Source organism: Streptococcus sp. 27098_8_66 (assembly GCF_041431945.1).
GTDB lineage: Bacteria > Bacillota > Bacilli > Lactobacillales > Streptococcaceae > Streptococcus > Streptococcus dentalis.
On the sequence record NZ_JAPVYS010000001.1, the window covers coordinates 257,727 to 276,441 of the forward strand.

At 41.7% G+C, this 18,715-nt stretch carries 17 protein-coding genes; all 17 read left to right on the forward strand.

The genetic code is table 11. The annotated features are described in order from the left end of the window. The first annotated feature begins 93 nt into the window (after positions 1 to 93). The 17 genes from O3642_RS01240 (at position 94) to trmFO (ending at position 18,662) form a co-directional block, all read left to right on the forward strand. Positions 94 to 603 (forward strand): N-acetyltransferase family protein, encoded by a 510-nt coding sequence (locus tag O3642_RS01240; RefSeq protein ID WP_320910694.1) that lies wholly within the window; start codon positions 94 to 96, stop codon positions 601 to 603. Positions 604 to 708: 105 nt separating this feature from the next. Beyond that, positions 709 to 2,283: a cardiolipin synthase gene (cls, locus tag O3642_RS01245; protein ID WP_371605218.1), complete on the forward strand. Its 1,575-nt coding sequence runs from the start codon at positions 709 to 711 to the stop codon at positions 2,281 to 2,283. A gap of 15 nt (positions 2,284 to 2,298) precedes the next feature. Next, positions 2,299 to 2,958 carry a DNA alkylation repair protein gene (locus O3642_RS01250; RefSeq protein ID WP_371605219.1) on the forward strand — a complete coding sequence of 220 codons (660 nt, stop codon included), beginning with the start codon at positions 2,299 to 2,301 and terminating at the stop codon, positions 2,956 to 2,958. Positions 2,959 to 3,321: 363 nt separating this feature from the next. Beyond that, a complete protein-coding gene (locus O3642_RS01255) occupies positions 3,322 to 4,323 on the forward strand; it encodes a DUF3137 domain-containing protein (protein ID WP_151379362.1) in 1,002 nt (333 codons plus the stop codon). Between the two features lie 2 nt (positions 4,324 to 4,325). Beyond that, positions 4,326 to 4,880: a LemA family protein gene (locus O3642_RS01260; RefSeq protein WP_151379361.1), complete on the forward strand. Its 555-nt coding sequence runs from the start codon at positions 4,326 to 4,328 to the stop codon at positions 4,878 to 4,880. Positions 4,881 to 5,025: 145 nt separating this feature from the next. After that, positions 5,026 to 6,102 carry an aspartate-semialdehyde dehydrogenase gene (locus O3642_RS01265; RefSeq protein ID WP_003001372.1) on the forward strand — a complete coding sequence of 359 codons (1,077 nt, stop codon included), beginning with the start codon at positions 5,026 to 5,028 and terminating at the stop codon, positions 6,100 to 6,102. A gap of 139 nt (positions 6,103 to 6,241) precedes the next feature. Beyond that, entirely contained in the window at positions 6,242 to 7,177 is a 936-nt protein-coding gene (dapA, locus tag O3642_RS01270) for a 4-hydroxy-tetrahydrodipicolinate synthase (RefSeq protein WP_371605220.1), read from the forward strand. A 177-nt stretch (positions 7,178 to 7,354) separates the two neighbouring features. After that, positions 7,355 to 7,693: an ATP cone domain-containing protein gene (locus O3642_RS01275; RefSeq protein WP_003001449.1), complete on the forward strand. Its 339-nt coding sequence runs from the start codon at positions 7,355 to 7,357 to the stop codon at positions 7,691 to 7,693. A 101-nt stretch (positions 7,694 to 7,794) separates the two neighbouring features. Beyond that, on the forward strand, positions 7,795 to 9,135 hold the full coding sequence (locus tag O3642_RS01280; RefSeq protein WP_371605221.1) for an ATP-binding cassette domain-containing protein: 1,341 nt from the start codon (positions 7,795 to 7,797) through the stop codon (positions 9,133 to 9,135). Beyond that, positions 9,125 to 9,952: an ABC transporter permease gene (locus O3642_RS01285; RefSeq protein WP_371605222.1), complete on the forward strand. Its 828-nt coding sequence runs from the start codon at positions 9,125 to 9,127 to the stop codon at positions 9,950 to 9,952. Before O3642_RS01280 ends, O3642_RS01285 begins: the two co-directional genes overlap by 11 nt. Before the next feature lie 18 nt (positions 9,953 to 9,970). After that, complete coding sequence (locus O3642_RS01290) at positions 9,971 to 11,401, forward strand: zinc-ribbon domain-containing protein (RefSeq protein WP_371605223.1); 1,431 nt, start codon at positions 9,971 to 9,973, stop codon at positions 11,399 to 11,401. Between the two features lie 108 nt (positions 11,402 to 11,509). After that, on the forward strand, positions 11,510 to 12,361 hold the full coding sequence (gene ylqF / locus O3642_RS01295) for a ribosome biogenesis GTPase YlqF (RefSeq protein WP_049473186.1): 852 nt from the start codon (positions 11,510 to 11,512) through the stop codon (positions 12,359 to 12,361). Then, complete coding sequence (locus tag O3642_RS01300) at positions 12,348 to 13,115, forward strand: ribonuclease HII (RefSeq protein WP_371605224.1); 768 nt, start codon at positions 12,348 to 12,350, stop codon at positions 13,113 to 13,115. Before ylqF ends, O3642_RS01300 begins: the two co-directional genes overlap by 14 nt. A 3-nt stretch (positions 13,116 to 13,118) precedes the next feature. Further along, a complete protein-coding gene (locus O3642_RS01305) occupies positions 13,119 to 14,048 on the forward strand; it encodes an ROK family protein (RefSeq protein ID WP_371605225.1) in 930 nt (309 codons plus the stop codon). A 60-nt stretch (positions 14,049 to 14,108) separates the two neighbouring features. Beyond that, positions 14,109 to 14,957 carry a DNA-processing protein DprA gene (gene dprA, locus O3642_RS01310; protein ID WP_371605226.1) on the forward strand — a complete coding sequence of 283 codons (849 nt, stop codon included), beginning with the start codon at positions 14,109 to 14,111 and terminating at the stop codon, positions 14,955 to 14,957. An 86-nt stretch (positions 14,958 to 15,043) separates the two neighbouring features. Then, positions 15,044 to 17,125 carry a type I DNA topoisomerase gene (gene topA, locus O3642_RS01315; RefSeq protein WP_049498817.1) on the forward strand — a complete coding sequence of 694 codons (2,082 nt, stop codon included), beginning with the start codon at positions 15,044 to 15,046 and terminating at the stop codon, positions 17,123 to 17,125. Between the two features lie 202 nt (positions 17,126 to 17,327). Then, positions 17,328 to 18,662 carry a methylenetetrahydrofolate--tRNA-(uracil(54)-C(5))-methyltransferase (FADH(2)-oxidizing) TrmFO gene (gene trmFO / locus O3642_RS01320; protein ID WP_031573201.1) on the forward strand — a complete coding sequence of 445 codons (1,335 nt, stop codon included), beginning with the start codon at positions 17,328 to 17,330 and terminating at the stop codon, positions 18,660 to 18,662. The last annotated feature ends 53 nt before the right edge of the window (positions 18,663 to 18,715 follow it).

An 18,715-nucleotide genomic window follows, 5' to 3' on the forward strand; every position in this document is an offset into this window, starting at 1 on the left:
TGCAAAAAATGAAACTATTAGATCATTGCCTCTCTTCATTGACAGTGAGAAGGCATATCGGTATACTAGGTATAATCTAATTAGGAGGCCATCATGATGATTCGACCCGTTCAGCTCAGCGATGCAGCAGCTATCCGAGCGATTTACCAACCTTATGTGACAGAGACAGCCATTACCTTTGAGGTTGATGTGCCGACTGTCCAGGAATTTGAAAGCCGCATCACAAAAACGCTGCCCCAATTTCCTTATTTGGTAGCAGAAGTGGATGGGAAAGTTGTGGGGTATGCCTATGCCTCCACCTATTATGCACGCGCTGCCTATGATTGGACCACTGAATTGTCTATTTATGTATCAAAAGAAGCGCGTGGACAAGGGATTGGATCGGACCTTTATACTGCCTTAGAAGAGGAGTTGCAAGCACGAGGCTACTTACGGTTTCTGGCCTGTATCGCAGTCCCGAACGAAGCGAGCATTTCCATGCATGAAAAGCGAGGCTATGTCCAAGTGGCTCATTTCCCAAAGATTGGCTATAAGTTTAACAAATGGCATGATATCGTCTGGATGCAAAAGACGATCGAAGGGCCTGTGAGAAAAATCAAGTAAGAGCTGTTAAGGAGTAGTAGCTAAATGAAATGAACGCTCCATATCACTTTAAACAATCCATAAATTATTCAGCATAGAAGATGTTTTTATACGAAAGAGGTTTTTATGACTCAAGAACAAAGTGCTAGACTGTTACCCCAAAAGCCCTCCGGATGGGCTAAAATTCTACTTAACCGAAAGGTTCCTATTTTCCTGTTCTTCTTACTGGAATTGGCCTTTCTTGTCATTTCATATCTCAGCCTACAAAAGCATTTTCCATCCATTATCTTATGGGAACACTTGTTGAGTGTCTTTACCTTCTTTTACTTGCTCAATCGTTCCATGGATTCTCGTTCCAAACTGTCCTGGGTGATTATCATTGCCCTCTTTCCAATTTTTGGGACTGCTCTGCTTTACTTTTCGTTAGCTGATTTGGGTGTGAGACGCTTGAAGAAGCGGCTTGAGGATGCTACAGTGCAGGCTTCTGACTATCTAAGCACCGATCCAGAAGTTGCTGATTATTTATCCCAAAGTGATCGCCAATTACAGAAATTAGCTTATTTTTTGGAGCATAGTCCAGCCCAGTTTCCTATCTACAGCAACACAGAGGTTACCTATTTTCCGCTTGGAGATGACATGGTTCCATCCTTGTTGGAGGATTTGAAAAAGGCCGAGCGTTATATCTTCATGGAATATTTCATCATTGACGAAGGGATCATGTGGGGTGAGATTTTAGCCATTTTAGAGGAGAAGGCCAATGCAGGTCTGGACGTTCGTGTCATGTTTGATGGGATGAATGAGATGACTACCTTGTCCTATGATTATATTGAGCGCTTGCACAAGGTTGGGATAAAAGCTCAGGCCTTCTCACCAGTCAAGCCTATTCTATCAACCTATTACAATTACCGAGACCATCGAAAGATTACAGTGATTGATGGTCAAGTTGCTTATACTGGTGGTGTAAATATCGCTGATGAGTATGTCAATAAACGAGAACGCTTTGGTCATTGGAAGGACACGGCCCTTCGCTTAGATGGTTCAGCAGTTCAAACACTGAAAGCTCTCTTTTTGACCATGTGGACAGTGACTGGAATAGAGGATAAAAGGGATATGGAGCACTATCTACAAGAAAAACCTCAAAAAAGAGAGGGTCAAGGCTTGGTTCTTCCTTATGGAAATTCACCATTGACCTATCACAAAGTGGCTGAGGATGTTTATCTTCATTTACTGAATACATCGACCGATTATGTTCACATTATGACGCCTTATCTGATTTTGGATGACGAATTGGTTAGAGCCATGACTTTTGCGGCCAAACGAGGAGTAGATGTTCGGATCATTATGTCAGGGATTCCAGATAAACAGTACGCCTTTGATATTGCGACGACCTATTTTAAAGCGCTCTTGGATGCTGGCGTCCGTATTTTCCGTTATACCCCAGGCTTTGTCCATGCTAAAGTTTATGTTTCTGATAGCCAACAAGCTGTGGTAGGAACCATTAATACAGACTACCGAAGTCTCTATCAAAATTTTGAAGATGGGGTTTTTCTCTACAAAAATCTAGAAGTGCTTCATATTGAACAAGATTTTGAGAGAACCCAGGCGCTCTCAGAGGAAGTCACTCTAGAAAGTTTATCTAAAATGGCTATGGCTCATCGTCTGGGTGGCTATCTTTTTTCTTTGATTGGACCTTTGATGTAAAAAAGGAGGAATCATATGGATACAAAAATTCTTTTGAAATTGTTAGAAGACCAAGCTGATCCAGCGAAAGTCCCAGCAATGGAAGCTTATATGAAAAATAAATTCAGCTTTCTTGGCGTTCAAAAACCAATTCTCAAAAAGATTGAAAGAGAGTTTTTTAAACCTTTCATAAAGGATCCAATTGATTGGACTTTTGTGGAAGAGTGTTGGCAGCAACCTTACCGAGAGTTTCAATATATTGCTATGGATTATCTGGATAAAAAGAAGAAGGAGCTTAGACCTGAAGATTTTCCAAAGCTAAAGGAATTGGCTCAAACCAAATCATGGTGGGACAGTATAGATCAATTGGACCTTATCATCGGAGAGATTACTTTGCACTATCCAGAAACTAAGCAGGTTATGCTGGATTGGAGTAAGGATCAGGACTTTTGGTTGAGGCGGATTGCCATTGACCACCAGCTTATGAGGAAAGAAAAAACAGATACGGATTTGTTAGAAAAAGTGATCCTCAATAATCTAGGTCAAAGCGAGTTCTTTATAAATAAGGCAATTGGCTGGAGTTTACGCAATTATTCCAAGGTTAATCCGGATTGGGTAGGGGCCTTTATTTACCGCTATCGAGATCAGTTGTCTCCTTTGAGCATTCGAGAAGGAAGCAAGTACCTACCCTCTTGACATTTTTTGGCCGTTCATGGTAAACTAGTTTTATGCGATGAGTCGATTGGCTCTTAGGAGCCTTTTGCGCTGAGGAGGTCTACATTCAATTGTAACGCAGGAGCGGACCTTGAGCAGTTGTGTGAACCGGCTGTTCTCATCGAAAGGTGCCTCGAATCCCTTACCATTTGGTAGGGGATTTTTTTGTTTGTTCCTTAGCTGAGGAGCTTTTCGATTAGATTGGTTATCTAATCTGTTGTCCAATAAACCCTTCTAAAAAAGAAGAGACTACCATAGTATGTTTGCTCTAATTTTATCACAGTGGTATAATAGGTGAAAAGATATAGCCCTATCTTTCATACCACCCATGGAAAGGAGATGTCTATGGAAGTTGAACAAAACCAGTCAAAGACTAGATGGTCGCAAGAAAAATTTCAGCGAATTAGTGAGCTGGAAAATTCAAAAGAGTATCAAGACCGGCTGTTTCTTATGAAGGAACAGATGAAGAGCAATCTTCATTGGAGGGCCGTCACCATTCTTGGTATTATTTTAGCTATACTATCTTTCCTACTTTTTAGATTGCGAGCAGTTATTATCATTCTTCCTGTTCTCGTTTTCTATTATTTACCTCAATACAAAAAAAGGCAGGCTTTATTCGGGGATAATGTTAGGTCCAATGATGAAATTTATATTAACGATTTTCTCTGTCCTATTCTGAAAGAAGTCTTTCCTCAAGCAGAGTTAACCTTGACAGCTAACTATGCTATGGATGCTTTACAGGTAGTTAGTCCTCGGTCAACCAAGTTTAATCTCTTTAATCAACTGTCCTTCCATGATGAAAGTAATCTCACAGTCGCCAACCTTTATGCTCACCATACAGAGACCAGGTATGAAACAGACTCAAATGGACACACCAGAACCGTCCAAGAAGAAGTGACGGATTTCGTTGGTCAACTCTTTTCTCTAAAGGCTCCGAGTCCCTTCCCAGGACATATGCGGGTAGTTCCGACCAAGAAATCCCTCTTTTTCAAAAGAGAAGTCAAAGGAGCCTATCCAGGTCCTGGAAAAAATGAGGTACAAATTGAAACAGAAGATATCCAGAACAACGAGAATTACAATATCTATTGTACGGATGAATTTGCTGCTCGAAAATTTTTGAAGCCTAAGGTGTTAGATTGGTTCGACAAGCAGATTGCTCAAAATGCGATGTGTGTCTACTTGGTAGAGGATCGTCTCTATATTTCCTTGTATACCAATCGCTATATTTTTCCAACACCAAGAAAGAAACAAGCTGTTGAGAATCTTTCCTTAGCTGCAGAGTATCAAAAACTCTGTATGGAGATTGATATCATTGATGAATTAACCAATATTTTTAAAGGAGAATGACGATGTCAGGTTTCATTATTGCACTTATTGTTTTTGCACTAGTAGTTGTTATGTGGTTTATCGGAGAAAGCAATCGCTTGAACCGTTATCAGGTCATGATTGAAGAATCAAAGAGGACGGTTGATATCACCTTGGTTAAACGCTACGACACCATTTCGGAAATGTTGAAGGTTGCTAAGGCTTATGCCAAACATGAAGAGAAAGTCTTTAGCGAATTGGTAGCCCTTCGCCAAGGTGCCTCTATCCAAGAATCCAATCAAGTTATTGCCAATCAAAATGATGTTTTGGCACAAATCCGAGCAGTGGGTGAGAATTATCCGGAGCTCTTATCTTCTAACCAATTCTTGGCCTTGCAAAAAGAAATTGCAGACGAAAATGAAGATTTGGCAGCTTCTAAACGCATTGTCAATAGCAATATTAGCCAAATCAACCAAGCCATTGTAACCTTCCCAACTTCAGTAGTTGCGGGTATCAAAGGGATGCAACAGGTCCAGTTTCTATTGGAAGATACTCAAGGTAAGAAGGATTTAAGTGATTTGAATTATGACCTTGACTAAATAGATATTTATTATAATTAACCATCAAAAATCCTGGTCTTAGAATCAGGATTTTTTCCTACTGTTGGTACTTTTCATTTATGACAAAAAATTGTATAATAGTACAAATACTCAATTTTTAGAAAATTTTGAAAGAGGATTTACTATGGGATACACAGTTGCTGTTGTCGGTGCTACAGGTGCCGTTGGTGCTCAAATGATCAAAATGTTGGAAGAATCTACTCTTCCAATCGATAAGATTCGCTACCTTGCGTCTGCACGTTCTGCAGGAAAAGTTTTGCAATTTAAAGGGCAAGACGTGACCATTGAAGAAACGACTGAAGATGCTTTTGAAGGGGTTGATATTGCCCTTTTCTCAGCTGGTGGTTCAACATCTGCCAAATATGCACCTTATGCGGTGAAAGCAGGCGCAGTAGTGGTCGATAACACTTCATATTTCCGTCAAAATCCGGATGTCCCATTGGTTGTTCCTGAAGTGAATGCACATGCGCTTGATGCTCATAACGGAATTATCTCTTGTCCAAACTGTTCAACCATCCAAATGATGGTCGCTCTTGAGCCGGTTCGTCAAAAATGGGGCTTGGACCGTATCATCGTGTCTACTTACCAAGCTGTATCAGGGGCTGGTATGGGAGCTATTCTTGAAACCCAACGTGAGTTGAAGGAAGTTTTGAATGATGGTGTCAACCCACGCGATGTCCAAGCGGAAATCTTGCCATGCGGTGGTGATAAAAAACATTACCCAATTGCTTTCAACGCTCTTCCACAAATCGACGTCTTCACAGAAAATGACTATACTTACGAAGAAATGAAGATGACGAATGAAACCAAGAAAATCATGGAAGATGATAGCATTGCCGTTTCAGCAACTTGTGTGCGGATTCCAGTCTTGTCAGCTCACTCAGAGTCAGTCTACATTGAAACAAAAGAAGTGGCACCAATTGACGAAGTGAAAGCTGCTATTGCTGCCTTCCCAGGTGCAGTCCTTGAAGACGATGTTGCTCACCAAATCTACCCACAAGCCGTTAATGCGGTCGGTTCACGCGATACTTTCGTTGGACGGATTCGTAAAGACTTGGATGCTGAAAAAGGAATTCACATGTGGGTGGTTTCAGATAACCTTCTTAAAGGAGCTGCTTGGAACTCAGTCCAAATCGCAGAAACCCTTCATGAACGTGGACTCGTACGACCAACAGCTGAATTGAAGTTTGAATTGAAATAGGGAGCAAAACAGAAATCAGTAACTCGAAGAGTTTGATTTCTCCTTAGCTAACTAGCAAATCAACTTGTTTTATAAACAGATCATGAGGCAAAGGCAAGCAGGCCCCAGCCTCTTTCTTATATAGAGAAAGGTTTTTTCTATGTCTTATAATGATTTGAAAGATTGTAAAATCATCACTGCATTTATCACTCCCTTCCATGAAGATGGAACCATTAATTTTGATGCTCTTCCTGCCTTGATCGAGCACCTCTTGGCACATCATACAGATGGGATTCTCTTAGCTGGAACGACTGCAGAAAGCCCAACTCTGACCCACGATGAGGAATTGCAACTCTTTGCGGCCGTTCAAAAGATTGTAAATGGACGGGTCCCTTTGATCGCTGGTGTCGGAACCAATGAAACCCGCGACTCGATTGAGTTCGTTAAAGAAGTGGATGCTTTTGGTGGCTTTGCAGCAGGATTGGCTATCGTCCCTTACTACAACAAACCATCCCAAGAAGGAATGTATCAACACTTTAAAGCGATTGCGGATGCATCCAATCTTCCGATTATTATCTACAATATTCCAGGGCGCGTGGTAGTAGAAATGACACCTGAAACCATGCTTCGTTTGGCAGAACACCCAAATATCATTGGGGTCAAAGAGTGTACAACCCTGGCTAATATGGCCTATTTGATTGAACACAAGCCAGAAGAATTTCTCGTCTATACAGGAGAAGATGGGGATGCTTTCCATGCGATGAACCTTGGGGCTGATGGAGTGATCTCGGTGGCTTCTCATACCAATGGAGATGAAATGCATGAGATGTTCCAAGCGATTGAACACAACGATATTAAAAAGGCTGCGGCTATCCAACGTCAATTTATCCCTAAAGTCAACGCTCTCTTCTCTTATCCGAGTCCAGCTCCTGTCAAAGCTGTCTTAAACTATATGGGCTTTGAAGCAGGGCCAACTCGTTTGCCATTGGTGCCAGCACCGACAGAAGAAGCGAAGCGCATTATCAAGGTCGTAGTAGATGGGGATTACCATGCTACCAGAGAGATCATTACGGGAGTTTTAAGACCGGATTATTAATGTGTAATTGCAGGATTTTTTGTTTGAACATGAATAAATTAACATCCCAATGAATGAATCTATTTTTTGAAAGACCTTTGATTCTTAGCAAAAAAATTATATAATAAAGTAGTAGGTCTTCATTTCTTTATAAAGGAAATGGAGTATTCATGAAAAATTAAAATAAAGGAGACTCCGATGGAAGTCATTAAACGTAGTGGAGAAGTGGTTGAATTCAACCCAGATAAAATTTACCAAGCTATTTTGAAAGCTGCGCAAGTTGTCTATGTTTTGACAGATGATTTGCGACAAAACCTAGCTCAAGTGACCAAGAAAGTTGCCATGGATTTGGATGAAGCACAAGTAGAACGCGCAACTATCAGTATGATCCAATCATTAGTGGAACAACGCTTGCTGGGAGCAGGTTATATTACCATTGCAGAACACTACATTTCTTATCGCTTACAACGTGATTTGGAACGGAGTGGTTATGGTGATCACATCGCCGTGCATTTGCATTTTGAGCAAATTCGATAAGCTAGATAGTGCTCGCGAGGTAACGCCATCGTGTTTGAACCACCCTTATAGGGTGGTTTTGACTGTCTAGCCAATTAGTTTATTTCGAAAGGTTTACATGTATGCAAAACCCAACCATCTATACCTATCTCAATCAGGATTTTACAGCCATTCCACTTTTTGATGGATTGAGCGTCGATGGTATTTCTCAAGGAAGTCAGGCAGATTTGCATCTGGCTGATGATTTTCAGTCCCCTTCTAAAGCAGTTTTCCATTTTCTAAACGGTCAATGGTTTCTTGAATGTTTGTCTGGGATGATCGAGGTGGATGGTGTCACCTATCCGAAAAACCAACGTGTTTTATTGAATCATCGTTCCATTATTCATCTTTGTGACGCCGACGGCCATGTTTTTCGCTCAAAATTCATCATTGTTGAAATGCAATCTCTAGAATGGAAGACCATTGCAAAAGATGCTTTTCCGATGGATCTGTCCTCGCTTGCTAGGATTGATTGTACAGTCTTATCGAATCAGGTGGTTGTCCGACTAGGAGATCAGATCATTTACCAAGATCTTCAGGCAGCAACTGCAGATCCATCCGTTTCACCGAGGGAGCGTCAGGACTTTTCTCATTCATCACTAACGATTGCTATTCAAGATGTAACAGTCGGAAATCTCTTAAATCGTAAGGCCATCCTCAAGGATATTCAGGTAGAATTTAAACCCAAGGAAATGATTTTAATTCTGGGTGGTTCTGGTGCTGGAAAATCAACCTTTATGGAAGCCGTGACAGGACTTGTTCATTCAAATACCAGTGCTTATTTTAATGGGGTAGATCTGTTAAATGATGGGAAAAAACAAGGTGTCATCACGCTGGCTCCTCAATCTCCTGATGAGCATTACCGCATGGAAGACACGGTCTATAAGAATCTCGAAGATGCAGCAAAACTCTATGGCCCATCCGAATTAGCAGACAATCCTGAACTTCGTAAAGAAGAAGTGTTATCTGTTCTGAAAAAGTTGGATTTGGAATCTGTGAAAGGGTCTAAGTGTTCTTCTCTATCTGGCGGACAAAAGAAAAAACTCACGATAGCCATGGAATACATCACGCGCCCTGAAATCCTCTTTATGGATGAGCCGGATTCCGGTGTCGATGGAAGTATGGTTATGGAGGTTATGACCACACTGAGAGAGATTACAGATGAAGGAAAAATCTTATGTGTCATCACGCATACGCCTGATCGTATTCGTCATCTCTTTGACAAGGTCATGGTGGTCGGAAAGAGTTCGGAAGGCTGTGGTAGACTGTGTTACTTTGGCTCCGTAGACAATGCGCTAACAGTCTTTGCTGCTCAGAGTTTAGAAGAAATCGTCCATAAAATTTCAGGTGCTGAAAATGCACCTCTTGTTGACCAATATGTTCAATGGTTTGAAAATGAAAGGAGAGGTGGCCATGCTGGATAAGAAGCAAGTCTCGATTTATTTTAGAAAATTCCTTCGACTCCTCATCAACAAGAAATCTCTATTTTTTGTCTTAGAAGCGATTCTTCTTCCTTTCATTATTTCGATCGCTTTTGATGCCAATGAAGTTTTTGATAAATACCATATTACGAGAACTTGTTCCATTATGTTTATTTCTGCAGCGCTCTGGATTGGTCTCTTTAATTCAGTGACCAGTATTTGTAATGAGCGTAAAGTTATCAAGTTTGAGTACCAAATTAAAGGCTTGTCCTTGCCTTCTTATGTGACGGCGCGCGTGCTAACAGAGTTGGTGCTTTGTTTCGCGGAAGCGATCTTAATGATTGGAACCATTGTTGTGCGCTATCCACGTATCCAAGGAAACAGTAGCCAGATATTCCTTTTTGGGATCACTTTGTTTTTGGTGATCTTTACATCAGATATGTTGGCCTTATTGATTTCAGCCTTTGTTAAAAAATCATCCCAAGCGATGACAGCCATGCCGCTAGTATTGATGGTTCAATTGCTGTTTTCCAATTTTCTCCAATCCTTAGATGAGAAAATTCCATTTTTAGTCTGGATCTCACATGCGACCATTACGAGATGGGGAACAACGGCCTTCTTTCGGATTTCAAACATGAACAATATGGTCCCGTCTCAAGGTCATACTGACTGGCAAGTTTATCAAAAAGATGGGGTAGGAACCTATGCTTTTGATCTACTTGCGATTCTTGGAAATTGGGGAGTCTTGCTTGCTTTTGCAGCTCTATTTATAGTCGCAACTTCCCTCGTATTGACTTCTGTCCGTAAGGACGCTCGATAATAAATAAGGAGATGATTTATGAAAAACTGTACCAATTGCCAGGCACCTATCAATACTGGTGATGCCTTTTGTTCTAAGTGTGGAGCTAAAGTTCAAGTAGCTGCCCAAGCTGAACCAAAAGCTGTTGCGTTTCAACCAAAGACAGTGCAATTAGGGCCAACTCCCACTCAAGCCCCTGCACCTAAAAAAAACAAAAGAAACATGAAAGGAATTTTAGCAGGGATTTTTGTACTTCTTGCTATCATTACTGTTGCAGGTTATTTCTTTTTAAACCGTGGTAGTAGTGACACCATTAATTTAGAGGACTATGTAAAGCTAAAATTTGAGGGGAATGATGGTGAAGGCTATATTGTTGAGAAGTCAGTTAGTTTGAACAAGGAAAATTTAGATCGAGATATCAAGAAAAAGATAGAAGCAGAAGGCTTGAATACTGAGAGTTCAAACTACAATATCGATCAGCTTGTTTCAAAAGTAGAATTTAGTGTTTATAAAGGGGATGAACTGATCAAGGTAAAAGATCGCAAGAACCTAAACAATCATGATAAAATTACGGTCAAATTACTTTACGATAAAAGCGATCTTGAAGACATGATACCTGGCCTTCACTTTACTGGTACATCTGTAACTCAGGAGGCAGATCTTATCCCGCTTGTAGGGATTGACCCCTTTAAGGGTTTTTATCCAAAAATCAAGGGCATTTCTCCAAATGGAAGGTTATCAAAACCATCTAAATTTGAAGGAAAAGATCTAGAAATTATTGCAAAAGCAACTGCTAACTATGGCTTCCCATTTGATTATTATCTGAACGGTAAAGAAGTTTCAAGTAATGATCCCATTGCAGTTGGAGATGAAATCGAAATTCGTCTCAATGAAAGTGGTAAAAATGCATTGAAAAAAGAAGGTCAAACTGTTGAGAAAGGAAAAGACAGCAAGAAATACAAGGTCACCTTGGCTGATTTTGAGGAAGGAGCTTATGTGACTTCCTTGTCAAAAGTGGATGAGGATACACAAGAAGCCATCTCTAAAAATGTAGAGGATGCAGCAAAGGCTTATGCGGCTGACCGCAATTATAAAGACCTTCCAAAATTTGAAGGGATGGCTTTTGCTGCAATCAAAGATGGAGTTGATTGGGGAGGGACATTTGATTCCAAAATTCCACAAATGGTCTATGTATACTCTATTACCAATACATCTTATGGTAAATCAAAAACAAGTTATTTTGTCATTTCAAAGATAGCGGTTATTGAACAGGTCGAAAATCATGGAAAAGCCAACGTTCATAAAAAAACTGGAAAAACCATTCAAACTTTTGAGAAAAATGCTAAGAAGTACGACTTCAAAAGCATGTCTGATGAGAATGACTTGAAGAACTACTTTACTAGAAATATCGACACCTATACCTATACAATGGACGATCAATTGAAATCGTTGATAAATTGGACAGAATAGAAGAAAAAGAAGTTACTTCGGTAGCTTCTTTTTAGTATTTTATTAATCACAGTGATTCCAGAAAACATGGTATAATAGAGGAGATTGAACTGGAAAGGAAGTGAGATTATGGCAACTATTCAATGGTTTCCTGGACACATGTCCAAAGCTAGAAGACAAGTACAAGAAAATTTAAAATTCGTGGATTTTGTGACGGTTTTGGTAGATGCTCGTTTGCCCCTATCAAGCCAAAATCCTATGTTAACAAAAATTGTTGGTGATAAGCCTAAATTAATGATTTTAAACAAGGTAGACCTAGCCGATCCTGTCGCCACAAAAGAATGGCAGGACTATTTTGAGTCACAAGGGATCAAAACCTTGGCGATCAACTCCAAAGAGCAATCTACGGTTAAGAAGGTCACAGATGCTGCTAAGAGCTTGATGGCCGATAAAATTGCCCGTCAAAAGGAACGGGGGATTCAGATTGAAACCCTTCGGACCATGATCATCGGGATTCCTAATGCTGGGAAATCAACTTTGATGAACCGCTTAGCAGGGAAAAAGATTGCTGTTGTTGGAAATAAACCAGGGGTGACCAAGGGGCAACAATGGTTGAAAACCAATAAGGATCTTGAAATCTTGGATACTCCAGGGATTCTTTGGCCTAAGTTTGAAGATGAAGAAGTGGCTTTAAAGCTCGCTTTAACAGGCGCCATCAAGGATCAGTTGCTTCCAATGGATGAAGTGACCATCTTTGGCCTTAACTATTTTAAAGAGCATTATCCAGCTGTTTTGCAGGAACGTTTTAAACAAATGGATCTGGAACAAGAAGCTCCTGAAATCATTATGGAAATGACCCAGAAATTAGGATTTCGTGAAGATTACGACCGTTTTTACCAACTCTTTGTCAAAGATGTTCGCGATGGGAAATTGGGACGGTATACGCTAGATCGCGTAGGGGAAATTGATGGCAACCATTAAGGAAATTAAAGAACAATTAGCAAACATCCAGCGGTTAGACGATCCTTTATTGGCTGAATTGGAACAGGATAGCCGATCTGGTGTGATCCAAGCGATCGCAAAGCGAAAAAGAGACATCCAAAAACGGATAGATGAAGATGAGCGCTTGGAAGGAATGCTGGCCTATGAAAAAGAATGTTATGCACGTGGCATTAAGCTCATTGCAGGTGTGGATGAAGTGGGACGCGGCCCATTAGCGGGTCCAGTTGTTGCAGCTGCTGTGATCTTGCCGAAAGCTTGTAAGATTCCAGGACTCAACGATAGTAAAAAGATTCCAAAATTCAAGCACAAGGAAATCTATGAGGCTGTGCTCCAAGAAGCTATTGCGATCGGCATTGGCGTCAAGGACAATCACGTGATTGATCAGGTTAATATCTATGAAGCTACGAAGCTAGCCATGATGGAGGCCATTGATCAGCTAGATCCTCAACCCCAGCATCTTTTGATTGATGCTATGAAGTTAGATCTTCCTATTTCCCAAACTAGTATCATCAAAGGGGATGCTAACTCCTTATCCATTGCTGCAGCATCCATCGTAGCCAAGGTGACTCGGGATCAGATGATGGAAGAGTTTGATAAAGAATATCCGGGTTATGATTTTGCGAAGAACGCTGGCTATGGGACGGCAAACCATCTGGCTGGCCTCGACCAACTGGGAGTGACGCCTATCCATCGGCGTTCATTTGAACCTATCAAATCAATGTGTGAGGATTAGGCTATGCTATTTACCATCGATATCGGAGGGACCTTTATAAAGTACGGTCTGATGGATGCGGACTATCAATTGATCCGTACAGACAAGATCCCAACACCACCTACGATTGAGGAGTTTTGGCAAGGATTAGAAGAAATCATTACACCCGTAAGGGAAGAAATCGAGGGGATCGCCATTTCATGCCCTGGTGAGATCCAAAAGAGCCTTGGCTTTGTCTTTCGAGGTGGTCTCATTCCATATTTGCGCGGCATTCCTCTAGCAAGTAGATTGCAACAAACATTTCAAGTCCCTGTCACTGTTCTCAATGATGGAGAAGCCGCTGGTCTAGCGGAAGCAAGGATTGGTAACCTAAAAGCTTGTCCTTGCGGTGCGACCTTGGTCTTAGGGACAGGAGTCGGCCTCGCTCTTCTTTCTAACGGTGACCTGTTGAGAGGATGGCAACTGACAGAATACATTCGGTCTATTGATAAGGCAGAAAGAACACCAGAAAATCGCCGCTTTCATCGCGAACTCTTTTTGCAAGGCATTTCCAATCTTTTGGAAAACACCGGTTCAGCTGTTCAATTTGTTGAGAAGGCTAGTCACATCTTGAACCTAGAAAAGGCAGATGGTATTGCTGTTTTCAAAGCTCTTGATCAAGGGGGCCATGAGGAGCTGACATCCTTGTTTCAGGAGTATTGTCATGATATTGCTATTCTGATTTTTAATCTTCAATCTTTGCTTCTGCTTGAGAAGGTGACGATTGGAGGGGGCATTAGTAGTCAACCACTATTGATCGATGAGATCAGTCGACAATACCATGAGCTACTCTCTCAAAAAGGTCATAAACAATTTGAGGCCTTGCCCATCCAAGCTGCTCGCTTCCATAATGAAAGCAACTTGATTGGTGCCGCATCTTACTTTTATTCTTCGACATATCAAAAAAAGTTCTAGAAATAGAGCTTTTTTCTTTTCTTTTTCGAATAAATAAGTGAGAGGAAGTAGAAGGTGACCATGGAGAAATTTGAAATCTTTAAATTAAAAGAAGCCGGTTTATCAAATGAGCAAGTCTTGAGAGTCTTGGACTACTGTAGGAAAGAGCAAGTCTTACCAAGCTTAGAAGAGATAGCAAGGATCGCTCGCTGTCGCAGTATCCTTCATTTTGTAGACAAATACAGGCAACTGGATGAAGACCATTTACACAAGGAGTTTGAACGGTTCCCATCTCTATCCATTTTTGATCCTGAATACCCTGAGGAATTGCTACAGATCTACAATCCTCCTGTACTCCTTTTTTACCAAGGGGATTTGGAGCTGTTAAGCAAACCGAAGATCGCAGTTGTTGGAGCTCGGGAGACGACGCGAGAAGGGGTTCGTACTGTAGAGAAGATTATTAAGGAACTTGGGAATGAATTGGTCGTTGTTAGTGGACTTGCTAAGGGGATTGATGCGACCGCTCATTATGCCAGTATCCGCAATGGTGGCAAGACCATCGGGGTGATAGGAACGGGACTGGATGTCTTTTATCCAAAGAGCAATCAAAGGCTGCAATCGCATATGGGAGAACACCATCTGATCTTGAGCGAGTATGGTCCAGGGCAGGCACCACTTAAGTTTCATTTTCCTGAGCGCAACCGCATCATTGCAGGTCTCTGTCAGGCAGTGATTGTGGCAGAGGCGCGACTCCGTTCAGGAAGTTTGATTACTTGTGAGCGTGCTATGGAAGAAGGCCGAGACGTTTTCGCTATTCCAGGAAATATTTTAGATGGAAAATCTGCAGGCTGCCATCACCTAATTCAAGAAGGAGCAAAGCTTATCACATCAGGCCAGGACATTCTTGATGAATTGAAATACGAATTGTGATTTTCCTATAGGAGAAGTTCCTAGTTGACATCTTTCTTAAAATGTATTAAACTCAATGAGATTTATACAATACAGAGGGATAAAACGTGGTAACAAAAAAGAAAAGCAGTACAACCAAGAAAAATTTGGTGATTGTGGAGTCTCCTGCGAAGGCCAAAACAATCGAAAAATACCTTGGTCGTAACTACAAAGTCATGGCTAGTGTTGGCCATATTCGGGACCTGAAAAAATCAACCATGTCGATTGACTTCGACAATAACTATGAACCGGAGTATATCAATATTCGCGGAAAAGGTCCCTTGATCAATGATTTGAAAAAAGAAGCTAAAAAAGCCAAACAAGTCTTTCTCGCAAGTGACCCGGACCGAGAAGGAGAAGCTATTTCTTGGCATTTAGCGCATATTTTGAACTTGGATGCCAAAGAAAAGAACCGCGTGGTCTTTAACGAAATTACCAAAGATGCCGTTAAAAATGCCTTTAAAGAACCGCGCCAAATCGATATGGACTTGGTCGATGCCCAACAAGCACGTCGTGTCTTGGACCGGATTGTAGGGTATTCTATCTCGCCTATTCTTTGGAAAAAGGTCAAAAAAGGACTTTCTGCAGGGCGCGTGCAATCAGTTGCCCTCAAACTAATCATTGATCGTGAAAACGAAATTAATGATTTCAAGCCGGAAGAATACTGGACCATTGATGGTGTCTTCAAAAAAGGGACCAAACAATTCCAAGCCAGCTTCTATGGGATTGATGGCAAGAAGATGAAGCTCAACACCAATGAAGAGGTGAAAGCTGTTCTTGAACGCTTAGAGGGCAAAGATTTTACCGTTGAGAAGGTGGAAAAGAAAGAGCGTCGTCGGAATGCGCCACTTCCATACACCACCTCTTCTATGCAGATGGATGCTGCCAATAAGATCAACTTCCGTACACGCAAGACCATGATGGTCGCTCAGCAATTGTACGAAGGAATCAATATTGGCTCTGGTGTTCAAGGTTTGATTACCTATATGCGTACCGATTCTACACGGATTAGTCCGGTTGCGCAAAATGAGGCAGCGAACTTTATCGTGGATCGCTTCGGTGAGAAATATTCCAAGCATGGAAGCCGTGTGAAGAATGCTTCTGGTGCCCAAGATGCCCACGAAGCAATTCGTCCGTCTAGCGTCTTCAATACTCCTGAGAGCATTGCTAAATACTTAGACAAAGACCAATTAAAACTCTACACCTTAATTTGGAACCGCTTTGTAGCTAGTCAAATGACAGCAGCTGTCTTTGATACCATGAATGTCCGTTTAGGTCAAAATGGGGTTCAGTATACGGCAAACGGGAGCCAGGTGAAGTTTGATGGTTATTTGGCTATTTATAACGACTCAGATAAGAACAAGATGTTGCCGGATATGGTAGAAGGCGATATCGTTAAGCAAGTCAATAGCAAACCTGAGCAACACTTTACCCAACCACCAGCTCGTTATTCTGAAGCAACCTTGATTAAGACCTTGGAAGAGAACGGTGTTGGACGTCCTTCAACCTATGCACCGACGATTGAGACTATTCAAAAACGCTATTATGTGAAGCTGGTAGCCAAACGCTTTGAACCAACAGAATTAGGGGAAATCGTCAATAAACTGATCGTTGAATTCTTCCCAGATATTGTCAATGTGACCTTCACAGCAGAGATGGAAGGGAAACTTGATGATGTCGAACTTGGAAAGGAAGAGTGGCAAAAAGTCATTGATGCCTTCTACAAACCATTCTCTAAAGAGGTCGCAAAGGCTGAAGAAGAGATGGAAAAAATCCAAATCAAAGACGAACCAGCTGGTTTTGATTGTGAAGTCTGTGGTAGCCCGATGGTGATTAAATTAGGACGTTTTGGTAAGTTCTATGCTTGTAGTAATTTCCCAGATTGTCGTCATACGCAAGCCATTGTCAAAGAAATCGGGGTGGAATGTCCTGACTGTCATCAGGGACAAATCATCGAGCGTAAAACCAAGCGCAACCGTATCTTCTATGGATGCAATCGCTATCCAGAGTGTGAATTTACCTCTTGGGATAAGCCGATCGGTCGGGATTGTCCAAAATGTGGCCACTACTTAGTTGAGAAAAAAGTTCGTGGTGGCGGCAAACAAGTCGTATGTAGCAATGGCGACTACGAAGAAGAAAAAGTGAAATAAGCTTTTAAATGATTCAATGTCTATTATAACGGCAATTTTTATAAATGTCTGTTATAATAGACATTCGTTATACAGGAAGGAAAAGCCTTCCTGTCTTTTTATTTGGCTTTTTGGTATAATGGACCAAGTAGAAAATTAGAAAGATTTGTGGGTGTCTAACAGTCCAGTGGGGTGTTTTGATACCCAAAGAGGTATTAGTGTCATGTCTCAATCTTATATCAATGTGATCGGTGCGGGCCTTGCTGGCTCTGAAGCAGCTTACCAGATTGCCCAACAGGGAATTCCGGTCAAGCTTTATGAAATGCGTGGAGTCAAATCCACTCCGCAACACAAAACAGACAACTTTGCTGAGTTAGTGTGTTCCAACTCTCTTCGTGGGGATTCTCTCACCAATGCTGTCGGGCTCCTCAAAGAAGAAATGCGTCGTCTGGGTTCTGTCATCCTTGAAGCAGCGGAAGCGACTCGTGTACCAGCCGGTGGAGCACTTGCTGTGGACCGAGAAGGTTTTGCTAGCCGGGTGACGGAGAAGGTGTCCCAACATCCGCTCATCGAAGTCATTCGTGATGAAATTACGGAATTGCCGACAGATGCCATCACAGTGGTCGCAACGGGGCCTCTAACCAGCGATGCCTTGGCAGAAAAGATTCACGCCCTTAATGGTGGCGACGGTTTCTATTTCTATGATGCAGCAGCTCCAATCATCGATGTCAATACTGTCGATATGAACAAGGTCTATCTCAAGTCACGCTATGACAAGGGAGAAGCAGCGTATCTCAACTGCCCAATGACCAAACAAGAATTTATGGATTTCCACGAGGCCTTGGTCAATGCTGAAGAAGCCCCGCTCAACTCTTTTGAAAAAGAAAAGTATTTCGAAGGCTGTATGCCCATTGAAGTCATGGCCAAACGAGGCATCAAAACCATGCTCTATGGTCCTATGAAGCCAGTTGGACTCGAGTATCCAGATGACTACAAAGGGCCACGTGATGGGGAGTTTAAGACACCCTATGCAGTTGTTCAGTTACGTCAAGACAATGCGGCTGCCAGCCTTTACAATATCGTTGGCTTCCAAACGCACCTTAAATGGGGCGAACAAAAACGGGTCTTCCAAATGATTCCAGGTTTGGAACATGCGGAGTTTGTGAGATACGGAGTCATGCACCGCAATTCCTACATGGATTCTCCAAATCTGCTGGAACAAACCTACCGCTCGAAGAAACAACCAAATCTCTTCTTTGCAGGTCAAATGACAGGTGTAGAAGGCTATGTTGAGTCAGCGGCCTCAGGTTTGGTAGCTGGAATCAATGCCGCTCGCCTTTTCAAAGGAGAAGAAGCAGCGATTTTCCCTGAAACGACAGCTATCGGAAGCCTGGCTCACTATATCACTCATGCAGATAGCAAGCATTTCCAACCCATGAATGTCAACTTCGGGATTATCAAAGAGCTAGAAGGACCACGCATTCGGGATAAAAAGGAACGTTATGAGAAAATTGCCGAACGTTCTTTACAAGATTTGGCTCAGTTTATGGAAAAATAACCCAAGAAAGGAAAAAGTTTGGAGAAAATCCAGACTTTTTCTTCTAAAAATGG

What these genes read in the sequence shown, in the direction of transcription:
- cls (WP_371605218.1), top strand. Translation starts at nt 709, where the DNA reads ATGACTCAAGAACAAAGTGCTAGACTGTTACCCCAAAAGCCCTCCGGA.
- O3642_RS01300 (WP_371605224.1), top strand. Translation starts at nt 12,348, where the DNA reads ATGGCAACCATTAAGGAAATTAAAGAACAATTAGCAAACATCCAGCGG.
- O3642_RS01285 (WP_371605222.1), top strand. Translation starts at nt 9,125, where the DNA reads ATGCTGGATAAGAAGCAAGTCTCGATTTATTTTAGAAAATTCCTTCGA.
- O3642_RS01290 (WP_371605223.1), top strand. Translation starts at nt 9,971, where the DNA reads ATGAAAAACTGTACCAATTGCCAGGCACCTATCAATACTGGTGATGCC.
- O3642_RS01250 (WP_371605219.1), top strand. Translation starts at nt 2,299, where the DNA reads ATGGATACAAAAATTCTTTTGAAATTGTTAGAAGACCAAGCTGATCCA.
- dprA (WP_371605226.1), top strand. Translation starts at nt 14,109, where the DNA reads ATGGAGAAATTTGAAATCTTTAAATTAAAAGAAGCCGGTTTATCAAAT.
- O3642_RS01240 (WP_320910694.1), top strand. Translation starts at nt 94, where the DNA reads ATGATGATTCGACCCGTTCAGCTCAGCGATGCAGCAGCTATCCGAGCG.
- trmFO (WP_031573201.1), top strand. Translation starts at nt 17,328, where the DNA reads ATGTCTCAATCTTATATCAATGTGATCGGTGCGGGCCTTGCTGGCTCT.
- dapA (WP_371605220.1), top strand. Translation starts at nt 6,242, where the DNA reads ATGTCTTATAATGATTTGAAAGATTGTAAAATCATCACTGCATTTATC.
- O3642_RS01265 (WP_003001372.1), top strand. Translation starts at nt 5,026, where the DNA reads ATGGGATACACAGTTGCTGTTGTCGGTGCTACAGGTGCCGTTGGTGCT.
- ylqF (WP_049473186.1), top strand. Translation starts at nt 11,510, where the DNA reads ATGGCAACTATTCAATGGTTTCCTGGACACATGTCCAAAGCTAGAAGA.
- O3642_RS01260 (WP_151379361.1), top strand. Translation starts at nt 4,326, where the DNA reads ATGTCAGGTTTCATTATTGCACTTATTGTTTTTGCACTAGTAGTTGTT.
- O3642_RS01275 (WP_003001449.1), top strand. Translation starts at nt 7,355, where the DNA reads ATGGAAGTCATTAAACGTAGTGGAGAAGTGGTTGAATTCAACCCAGAT.
- O3642_RS01255 (WP_151379362.1), top strand. Translation starts at nt 3,322, where the DNA reads ATGGAAGTTGAACAAAACCAGTCAAAGACTAGATGGTCGCAAGAAAAA.
- O3642_RS01305 (WP_371605225.1), top strand. Translation starts at nt 13,119, where the DNA reads ATGCTATTTACCATCGATATCGGAGGGACCTTTATAAAGTACGGTCTG.
- O3642_RS01280 (WP_371605221.1), top strand. Translation starts at nt 7,795, where the DNA reads ATGCAAAACCCAACCATCTATACCTATCTCAATCAGGATTTTACAGCC.